The following is a 2,134-nucleotide window of genomic DNA, read 5'->3' as shown; positions in this document are numbered from 1 at the left end:
AATGAAATGGAGACTGGAAACCAAGGCCGCATGAGGTCAGAAATCAACCGACGGATTCTCTGCAAAGCTGGAGGGAAGTCGGGTCTCAGGTCACATTGACCGTACTCCATCCAATATTCGTCGAACTCGCCTTCGTCGTTATTCTTTTTTGCCAGGGAAAGTCGCTTCATAAATCTCTCCAAAGCAACTGGAAACCGTTCTTTCCACGACGGTGCGTAATTCCTGTTGAGTTCGTCTGTAAGAAGCAACGCGTGCATAGCATCATGGGCACGCATCTTCGGTAAATTTTGATCACTTAGAATCTTTTCAAGAAGTGAAAGCGTATCGATCAGCTGCTGAGCCTCGTCAGAGCTTTGATTGAAGCTCAAGTTGTCGTAGTAATAGTTGTTTATTGCTTGGTTGTTAATATCTGGAAGCCTCCAAGTACCTGACCTGCGTTGCTCAAGAAACAAAATCGATAGTTGAGCGGCGAGCATTCGAGTCTTTCCTCGATCTGATCGAGGTTTCATCTTTAGAATATTCTGAAAAAAGGAATGCCCTTGATAACGTGGCACCTCAGGCTTTCCGCCCAGTTTGAGGATAAAGTCTGTAAACTCGCCTGGCCAGGCGTCCCGTGTTTCTTGATTATTTAGTGGTTGACCGCCTTGGAGTCTTATGAATAGGTCGCGAACTTCGTTAACCTCTTCCGTTTCAATCATGGCGACGGATATTGTGAAATTTTCGATTTCTTCTTTCAGGTCACTTGGTAGTTCGGCATAGTGCTTCCCTGCCCAAGGACAGTTTTTTTGCCTGATGAACGCTGGAAGTTTGCCTTTCTGCGCCTTGCTTAATGGATCAAGTAGAAAGAAAGCGCCCTCAAAAAACTCATGCAGTGCATTTAGTCTCTGTTGCCCGTCAATTACGTCAAAGTCATCTCTAGAATATTTTCCCACCGACTGTTTCTTCTTGTGAAGATAAATCATAGGTAGGGGGTAGCCTCGAAAAATAGAGTCAATCAAGAGTTGCTTTTCTTTTAGGTTCCAAACTGCTCCGCGTTGATACTCCGCGTTAACAGTGAGCATCTTGTTGCTTTTAAGTTCGATAAGTTCAGACACGGTGTGTGGGACAATTTTGGTCTTCATTCAGGCGCGGCTCCTGCTCTAATGCAAGGCACGTTAGCTGTTGATGAGCTTTGTCTCAAGCCTGCGCTATCCGTTGATCAAGCACACAACTTAAGAGCCGTAGTGGGCGGATTTTTTCACTAAAGCTTACTGTTTCACTGACAAATCAGGGTGAGTTGATGGTCATCGGTCGCGACAAAACTCTCGCGCATGGGAACCTGCAGCCGAAAAACTCCTAACTTTCAATGTGTCGTGGAATCGTCCAGACCGACTTGCGCGCACCCTTCTTGCGTAGATGTTCCACATACATCTCCAGAGCGGCGTGGATGTGCTGGGAGCGCGGCATTGACGCCGACCGATACTCATCCAAGCGACCAAGAAGATCAGCGTCCACGTTGAGGTGGATCGGTCGGTACGTCTTGTCGTAGATGACTGCCATTACTCGACCTCCGAGACGATCTTCCAATATTTGGCGAACGTCGCCTCTTCGTTGATGCGGTAGTCGTCTTCGCTGACCGGGTCACCGTCGTCGCGTTCTATCTCAAGGATCGTGTCGTCCATCGCGGTTGTGTGTGCCTGAAGGACGGCACGCTTGATGTATAATTGGTAGCGGAACTCGTTGATGTTCATTGAAAAACTCCATTGGTGATAAGTGTCTGTTACATATGTATTTATATGGAAGTGGACCTACCCATTCATGCTGAAGATGATAGACCGAATGTCTTCTGGAAAGGTCTTGGCGTAACCGGACCGATAGAACTTGGACGAGTAATCCAGAACGCGGTGAAGATCGTCCTGATCCCAATGCATCCTTTGGCAGTCATAGGTCAGGATGTGCTTGGTCTTGGGTAGATCACGGGTAATCTTGAGGTCTTGCCGAACGAGTTCCTTGAACCGTGGAAGCGTCTTTGGCGGCACGATGAAGATGGAATGGGTATGGGTGACCTGAGACCCGACTTCCCTCCAGCTTTGCAGAGAATCCGTCGGTTGATTTCTGACCTCATGCGGCCTTGGTTTCCAGTCTCCATTTCATT

The 2,134-nt window shown here is 47.8% G+C and carries 4 protein-coding genes; all 4 read right to left on the bottom strand.

Going from position 1 to position 2,134, the window contains the following annotated elements; all coding sequences use genetic code 11:
* Window positions 1–1,121 (bottom strand): DUF262 domain-containing protein (locus J1C49_RS21385; protein WP_227447843.1); only part of this gene is annotated, 1,121 nt, incomplete at its 3' end.
* 214 nt (window positions 1,122–1,335) lie between these two features.
* Entirely contained in the window at window positions 1,336–1,539 is a 204-nt protein-coding gene (locus tag J1C49_RS21380) for a hypothetical protein (protein ID WP_227447842.1), read from the bottom strand.
* Window positions 1,539–1,730 carry a hypothetical protein gene (locus J1C49_RS21375; protein ID WP_227447841.1) on the bottom strand — a complete coding sequence of 64 codons (192 nt, stop codon included), beginning with the start codon at window positions 1,728–1,730 and terminating at the stop codon, window positions 1,539–1,541. The genes J1C49_RS21380 and J1C49_RS21375 overlap by 1 nt, the downstream gene beginning before the upstream one ends.
* Before the next feature lie 57 nt (window positions 1,731–1,787).
* On the bottom strand, window positions 1,788–2,018 hold the full coding sequence (locus J1C49_RS21370; RefSeq protein WP_227447840.1) for a hypothetical protein: 231 nt from the start codon (window positions 2,016–2,018) through the stop codon (window positions 1,788–1,790).
* Window positions 2,019–2,134 lie beyond the last annotated feature (116 nt).

It is taken from the genome of Cognatishimia sp. F0-27 (assembly GCF_020667845.1).
GTDB lineage: Bacteria > Pseudomonadota > Alphaproteobacteria > Rhodobacterales > Rhodobacteraceae > JAFMPQ01.
Note: the sequence above shows the minus strand (reverse complement) of the source record. Positions and strands in the feature narration are given on the sequence as shown.